Consider the following 7,349-nt stretch of genomic DNA (forward strand, 5'->3'; position numbering starts at 1 on the left):
CAGCCTGCCGCCGAGCGCACCGCCGGCGCGCAGCGCCCCTGGGGCACCGGTGGCCGTCGCCAGCGCCGCGCCGCGCGCGGTCACGCCGGCGCCGGCGCGTACGACGCCGGCCACACCGACCGCCCCCAGCCTGTCGCAGCAGGTGGTGGGCGCGGTGATGGTGCAGGTCGCCAGCTTCTCCAGCCGCGACAATGCCAACCGCGCAATGGGCCAGCTCAACGCCGCCGGCATCGTCGGCGCGACCATCAGCGACATCGCCGCCGGTGGCCGCACCCTGTTCCGCCTGCGCGTTCCCGCCAGCGACCATGCCAGTGCCGCGGAACTTGTCGGCCGCATTGCCGGTCTGGGCCTGGGGTCGCCTCAGATCGTCAAGGATTGACCCACCCGGGCCGGTGCTGCCGGCCCATGCTGCCCCGGCCTTACAATGGCCACTACGTTCCACCCTCCATTCCTGGCCGTCCCCTGGAGCCTGCTGTCCAATGAATTTCCGTTCCGCCGCCACCGCCTTGGCCGCCACCCTGGTGGTGGGCCTGGCTTCCGCCCAGACCCCGCTGCCGACCCCGGCCACGCCGGCGCCCGCCGCCGCTGCCGCCCCGGCCACTGTTGCCACCCCGCCGGCGCCGGTGCCGAGCGTATCCAAGGCCTGGGTGCTGATGGACTACGCCACCGGCCAGGTGCTGGCCGGCGAGAACATCCACGAGCAGCTGGCCCCGGCCAGCATCACCAAGGTGATGACGTCCTACGTGATCGCCGCCGAGGTCAAGAACGGCAAGGTCCGTGCGGATGACCAGGTGATGATGAGCGAACGCGCCTGGCGCGAAGGCGGCGCGGGTACCGACGGCAGCTACAGCGGCTTCCCGGTCAACCAGACCGCACGCCTGGAAGACATGGAAAAGGGCATGGCGATCCAGTCCGGCAATGACGCCGCGATCGCCCTGGCCGAGCACGTGGCCGGCAGCGAAGAAGCCTTTGCGTCGCTGATGAACAGCTACGCCGCCAAGATCGGCATGAAGAACTCCCACTTCGTCAACGCCCACGGCCTGACCGCCGAAGGCCACCACAGCACCGCCTACGACCTGGCGCTGCTGGGCCGCGCGATGGTGCGTGATTACCCGGAAACCTACGCGTACAACAAGATCAAGGAATTCCAGGTCGGCAACATCAAGCAACCGAACCGCAACCTGCTGTTGTGGCGCGACGGCAGCGTGGACGGCATCAAGACCGGCCACACCTCCGAAGCCGGTTACTGCCTGATGAGTTCGGCGCAGCGTGGCGACCAGCGCCTGATCGCCGTGGTATTGGGCGGTGCGTCGGAAAAGCAGCGTGCCGATGACAGCCTGGCGCTGCTGAACTGGGGCTTCCGCTTCTTCGAGACCCACCGTCTGTATGAACCGGGCAAGGCCGTGGCCGAGCACAAGGTCTGGAAGGGCACCACCGACAAGGTGCAGCTGGGGGTGGCCCAGCCGATGCTGGTGAGCGTGCCGCGCGGCCGCTACAACGACCTGAAGCCGAGCATCGATGTGCCCAAGACCCTGGAAGCACCGTTCACCGCCGGCCAGCAGATCGGCACCGTGAAGGTCACCCTGGATGGCAAGGTCGTCGCCGAAGCGCCGCTGGTGGCCGTGGCCGCCGTTGAGCAGGCCGGCTTCTTCAAGCGCCTGTGGGACAGCTTCTGGATGTGGTGGGAATCGGAATGATCCACGCCCCGGCGTGGTGAACGAAAAGGCCGGCGAATGCCGGCCTTTTTCTTTGCCTGTATCGGCGCTGTCGGGCCGGGTCCGGCGCGTGGAATTGGTACACGTCCGATGGGTTTGCCGGCGTGTCAGGTCGAGCATGTACGCAACAGGACTGCCGGGCACTGCGGCTTTCCGTCCCATTCCACAGGAGTACATGCCAATGACCATTCGCACGCTGATGTCCGTGATTTCTCCAACGACGCGTTGCACTGCGCGCCGCACCCCGCTGGCATTGGCGTTGGCAGGTGCCTTGATGCTGCCAGCAGCTCTGGCTGCAGCAGCGGACAGGGGGGACTGCGCCAATGAAGCAACCGATGCGGAGCGCGAGCGCTGCACCAGTGACCAGGGGGCGACGTGGTCGAGTGTGCTTGCCACCAAGGTTGAACTGGGCGATGACGCCGTAGCGGGGGGCGCGCGCGACATTGCCATCGGCAATTCAGCAAGGACGGACAGCTCACTTTCGCCGGGCACTGATTCGCCGGACTACGCGATTGCGATCGGACCCGGTGCGCAGGTCGTGGGTGGAGGATCGCTGGCTATGGGCGGGGGCGCGAGCGTGCTCGGGGCCCCAACCACCAAGATGAAGGCATTAGCCCTGGGCAATGCCAGTACTGTTTCGGCCGAAGGTGGCGTAGCGGTGGGCTACGATGCGACCGCCAGCCACAGTAACAGCGTCGCCTTGGGAGCCGGGGCGACCACCAATGCGGCCAACACGGTATCGGTGGGCAATGGCGTTGACAACCGCCGCATCACCAACATGGCTGACGGTGTGATCGCTGCAGGCAGTGCCGATGCCATCACCGGTGCGCAGCTGTTCTCGACCAATGAGCGCGTTGGGCGGGTGGAGAGTGACATCGACACGATCAAGGACGATGCCTCGAAGCTGGGTGCCCAGGTGGGCTCGCTGGAGAGCGGCGTTGGCGGATTGCAGACGCGCATGTCCGGCGCAGAAGGCTCGCTGAAGACGCTGAGTGATGACGTCGCGGGCCTTGCTGACGGCTCCTCCGGCATCGTCACCCATGATTCCGGCACGGGCGTGGTGAGCGTGGCTGCCGGCAAGGGCGGTACTGTGGTGGATTTCGCAGGCGGGGATGGCTACCGGCGCCTGAGCGGCGTGGCCAACGGTGTCAACGAAGATGACGTGGTGACCATCGCGCAGCTGCGGGCGGCTGGCGCGATTGATCCCGTCAGTGGCGAGACGCTGAGCGTGCTCACTTACGACGATGCAAGTCTGTCCCGGGCCTCGCTCGGCGGAACGGGTGGCACGGTGCTGGACAAGGTCGCCGCCGGCCAGATTGGCCAGTTCAGCATGGAAGCCGTCAATGGCAGCCAGCTGTGGCAGATGAATGCCAACTGGGAAGCCCAATGGCGACAGATGGACGACCGGCTGGGTTCGATCGAGCGTGGGATCGAGGATGGTTCCATTGGTGGCCCGGGGACCGGAAATCCCGGCACGGGCAATCCGGGTGTCTCCCCCGGTACCGGTGAGGGATCGGTGGCCATTGGCGAAGGGAGCGATGCTTCCGGCAAGGGCGCGATCGGCCTTGGCAATGGAAGCGCGGCGTCCGGCGTTGGCGCAGTGGCCGTGGGCGAGGGTAGTGTGGCCTCGGGTACGGGCTCGGTGGCCATGGGCGAAGGCGCCAGTGCGACGGGCAACAATTCGGTTGCTGTCGGTGCCGGATCTACGGCTGACCGCGACAGTGAGTTCTCGGTGGGCTCCCTGGGCAATGAGCGCGTCGTCAGCAATGTCGCGGCCGGCGTACGCCCGACCGATGCGGTGAACGTGCAGCAGATGGATGATCGTTTCAAGGCCGAGCGTGAGTACACCGATGGCCGCTTCAACGCGATGGACACGCGGCTTGACCGCATGGGGGCGATCAGCGCGGCCTATGCGGGCATGGCAATCAACACCGCCGGTTTGAGCGGCGACAACCGCGTGGGTGCGGGTGTCGGTTCGCAGAACGGGCGTTCGGCGTTGGCCGTGGGTTACCAGCGGATACTGGGCGAGAAGAAGAACGTCTCGGTGTCCTTGGGTGGCGCCTTCAGTGGTAGTGACCAGAGCGTTTCTGCCGGCGCGGGTTTCAGCTGGTAGGCACGCGGGGTGTCCGCCGGGCAACACCCGGCGGAACCGAGGCTGGGCCTACAGCGCACGACTGATGGTGAAGCTGCCGAACACCGGCGCCTCGCGCTGGCCGTTGAATTCGCGCGTGCTGTGGTAGCGCGCGGCAGCGAACTTCCAGCGGCCGTACATCACCGCCACGCCGTACCCGCCGTAGGCCACCACATGGCGCTTGTCCACGCTGTGACTGTTGCGGAAGGTGTTGCCATCCAGGGTGATATCGCGGATCACCCAGGCAGCGTCCGAGGTCGCGAACAGGTGCCAGGACCACCCACCGGGGCGGCCGCTGCGGGTCGGCGCCGTGTTCTCACCGGCCGGGCGCAACGGCGTGCTGCCGAAGTCGTCCGGCAGCTTCCAGCCAAAGCGCACTTCACCGCCGAAATTGGCCTTGGTTTCCAGGTTGCCGATCGACCCGCCGTAGTGGCTGATCGCGTCCCAGCCCCAACCGTCGGCATTGACACTGGCATCGCCCGGCCAGCGGCGCATGCGCTCATGGGTCAGCATGAACAGTGGTTCGTTGTGCAGCTGGTTGTCCCAACCCTTGAATTTTTCGTCGCCCAGCACGTCGTGCACGGCATTCTGCACCTGCTTGCCCTGTGCCCAAGGGCCGACCACGCCCAGTGTCAGCTGGGTGGTCTGCAGGCGGTCGCCGCTGCGCGCATTGAAACCGAAGTTCGCGATCAGCACGCCGGCGTAAGGGCGGTCGTCCTCGATCAGGTCCCTGCGAGTGAAATCGGTCGGGGTGAAGATCCCCTGGCCGATGCTGAAGATCATGTTCTGCTGTTCGAACTTGCCCGGATGCAGCCCTTCCAGGTACCGGTTCACCCAGCGCGCCATGCGCGGCAGGCAGGGGTCGTCGGTGTAATCGACCAGATTGGGGGAGACCAGGGTCAACAGCGCACCGTTGGTATAGCCCTGATCCTGGTGGCGGCCGCCGAACAGGTCGTTGTCGACGCGGAAATTGACCTGCGGCGGGTGGTCGCGCATGGCGTCCGGGCCACATTGTTCGGCCGCCTGGGCGGCAAGGGGGAGGGCAGAGGCCAGCAGGCCGGCGAGCCCGAGAGCTGCGACACTACGCATGGATGGAATGCTCATGGGGAAGGGGGCGGTTTTCAGTCGTCTTCTGCAACGCTACGGTACTCGTGCCCGCGCGTCGGAACGAGCACGTCCGGATCACTTGTCTGTTCCGAAAACAACATTGTCCGGCGGGCACAATTTGTTACCCGCGCACGCGCCGCGGGCCTGGCGTGAAGGCGTTCGCGGGCCGCCCGTACGATGTTCGCGTGGGTGACGGTCAGGAGATTGCAGTCAGCTGCCGTTGGGCCTCAGGCCCGTCCCTTTGGGCCGCCTGCAACGCAGCAGACCGCCGGTGCGGTCCTGGCGTTGATGAATACTCTTGGGTTTGTTGCCCTGCGGCCCGATAATGGGGCCATGGAAATCAAGTCCGACAACCCCGACCACGGCTTCCAGTTCCCCGGCCAGTTCGAGCTCAGCGCCATGGGCCCGGCCAACCGCGGCCTGGAGCATGAGCTTCCCCGCCTGTTGCTGGCCGCCGGCATCGATGTGGTGAACGAACGCATCAGCTGGAAGCACTCCTCCAACGGCAAGTACGTGTCCGTCCGCATCGTGTTCAAGGCCGAGAGCCGCGAACAGTACGACCTGGCGCACCAGGCGCTGCGTGACCACCCGGAAGTTAAGTGGACGCTGTAGCCGACTCTTGCCCGGCCGAAGCCGCCCCGGAGGACCGTGCGCCGCGTCCGGCGCTGGTCCGTGACCTCGGCCGCCAGCCGTATGAACCGGTGTGGCGCGCCATGCAGCGCTTCACCGACCAGCGCAGCGACGCCGATGCCGACGAGCTGTGGGTGGTCGAGCACGATCCGGTGTTCACCCTGGGCCAGGCCGGCAAGGACGAGCATGTGCTGGCGCCGGGCGACATCCCCGTGCTGCACGTGGACCGCGGCGGCCAGGTGACCTATCACGGTCCCGGCCAGATCGTGATCTATCCGTTGCTGCGCCTGCCACGGCTGGGTATCGGTGTGCGCGACTACGTGTGCCGCATCGAGCAGGCGCTCATCGATACCCTGGCCGAGTGGAACATCGGCGCCGAACGCCGCGAGGGCGCCCCGGGCGTCTACGTCGGTGGTGCCAAGATTGCCGCACTCGGCATCCGCGTGCGCCGCGGCTGCACCTTCCATGGGCTGGCCTTCAACGTGGCCATGGACCTGGAACCCTTCCACCGCATCAATCCCTGTGGCTATCAGGGGTTGCAGGTGACCTCGGTGCTGGACTTGGGCGGCCCCTCCGGGATGGAGGCCGTCAAGCCGGTGCTGCTGGACCACCTGGCCCGCCAGTTTGGCCTGCTGCTGCAGCACACGCCCGAACTGCCCGATCTTTCTGCGGCCGCCTGACCGCCCCCCGGAACTGCCATGACTGAAACCACCGCCCGTTCCATTCCCCTGCAGATCGTGCAGGGCGATTCTCCGTCCACCGCGCCGTTGCAGGCCGGGGTCAAGCAGCTGGGCGGTGACAAGATCAACCGTTCGCCGGTGCAGTTCGCCGACGCGCCGGTACTGCGCAAGCCGTCCTGGATCCGCGTGCGCATTCCTTCGGGCAATGCCGTGCAGAACCTGAAGGCCAAGCTGCGCGAGAACCGCCTGGTGACGGTATGCGAGGAAGCCAGCTGCCCGAACATCCACGAGTGCTTCGGTCATGGCACCGCCACCTTCATGATCCTCGGTGAGGTCTGCACCCGGCGCTGCTCGTTCTGCGACGTGGCCCATGGCCGCCCGAAGCCGCCGGATGCCAACGAGCCGGCCAGCCTCGGCCAGACCGTGGCCGACATGGGCCTGAAGTACGTGGTGGTGACCAGCGTCGACCGCGATGACCTGCGCGACGGCGGTGCCCAGCACTTCGTCGACTGCATCACCGCCATCCGCGAAAAGTCGCCGGGTACCCGCATCGAAGTGCTGACCCCGGACTTCCGCGGCAAGGGCCGCATGGAACGTGCGCTGGAGATCCTGGCGCAGAACCCGCCGGATGTGTTCAACCACAACATCGAGACCGTGCCGGACCTGTACCGCAACGTGCGCCCGGGTGCGGACTACCAGTGGTCGCTGAACCTGCTGAAGAACTTCAAGGCGCAGCACCCGGACGTGCCGACCAAGAGCGGCATCATGCTGGGCCTGGGCGAAGACTTCGAACAGATCAAGGCCACGATGCGTGACCTGCGCGCGCACGATGTGGACATGATCACCATCGGACAGTACCTGCAGCCGACCGCGCACCATCACCCGGTGCTGAAGTACTGGACCCCCGACGACTACAAGGCACTGGAAGACTACGGTTACGAGCTGGGCTTCAGCCACGTGGCGTCCGGCCCGATGGTGCGCTCGTCGTACCACGCCGACGTTCAGGCCAAGGGCGCAGGGGTTTCCTGACACCCTCCCGGTGGGTGGGAGTTGCTTCTCCCGTGGGTGCGGACCGTTGGTCCGCAC

At 66.6% G+C, this 7,349-nt stretch carries 7 protein-coding genes; 6 read left to right on the forward strand and 1 reads right to left on the reverse strand.

What is annotated here, in order from left to right; translation table 11 throughout:
• The 3 genes from ABGA94_RS16860 to ABGA94_RS16870 all read left to right on the forward strand — a co-directional run.
• Positions 1-379, forward strand: a 379-nt coding sequence (locus ABGA94_RS16860) for an SPOR domain-containing protein (RefSeq protein ID WP_375367829.1), incomplete at its 5' end; no start/stop codon positions are given.
• A gap of 100 nt (positions 380-479) precedes the next feature.
• On the forward strand, positions 480-1,697 hold the full coding sequence (locus tag ABGA94_RS16865) for a D-alanyl-D-alanine carboxypeptidase family protein (RefSeq protein ID WP_053498244.1): 1,218 nt from the start codon (positions 480-482) through the stop codon (positions 1,695-1,697).
• Between the two features lie 199 nt (positions 1,698-1,896).
• Positions 1,897-3,828: a YadA family autotransporter adhesin gene (locus ABGA94_RS16870; RefSeq protein ID WP_375367830.1), complete on the forward strand. Its 1,932-nt coding sequence runs from the start codon at positions 1,897-1,899 to the stop codon at positions 3,826-3,828.
• Between the two features lie 48 nt (positions 3,829-3,876).
• Here the strand turns inward: ABGA94_RS16870 and ABGA94_RS16875 are convergent, their stop codons facing one another.
• A complete protein-coding gene (locus ABGA94_RS16875) occupies positions 3,877-4,935 on the reverse strand; it encodes a lipid A deacylase LpxR family protein (protein WP_080375075.1) in 1,059 nt (352 codons plus the stop codon).
• 351 nt (positions 4,936-5,286) lie between these two features.
• Between ABGA94_RS16875 and ABGA94_RS16880 the strand changes: the two genes are divergently transcribed.
• From ABGA94_RS16880 to lipA, 3 genes are read left to right on the forward strand one after another with little or no spacing between them, the layout of a single operon-like run.
• Positions 5,287-5,565: a YbeD family protein gene (locus ABGA94_RS16880; protein WP_005411067.1), complete on the forward strand. Its 279-nt coding sequence runs from the start codon at positions 5,287-5,289 to the stop codon at positions 5,563-5,565.
• Positions 5,553-6,263, forward strand: a complete 711-nt coding sequence (gene lipB / locus ABGA94_RS16885; protein WP_065186232.1) for a lipoyl(octanoyl) transferase LipB — start codon at positions 5,553-5,555, stop codon at positions 6,261-6,263. Before ABGA94_RS16880 ends, lipB begins: the two co-directional genes overlap by 13 nt.
• Before the next feature lie 18 nt (positions 6,264-6,281).
• Complete coding sequence (gene lipA, locus ABGA94_RS16890) at positions 6,282-7,292, forward strand: lipoyl synthase (RefSeq protein ID WP_005419370.1); 1,011 nt, start codon at positions 6,282-6,284, stop codon at positions 7,290-7,292.
• Positions 7,293-7,349 lie beyond the last annotated feature (57 nt).

The organism is Stenotrophomonas sp. 3diitr2024 (assembly GCF_042136455.1).
In the GTDB taxonomy this organism is placed as follows: domain Bacteria; phylum Pseudomonadota; class Gammaproteobacteria; order Xanthomonadales; family Xanthomonadaceae; genus Stenotrophomonas; species Stenotrophomonas sepilia.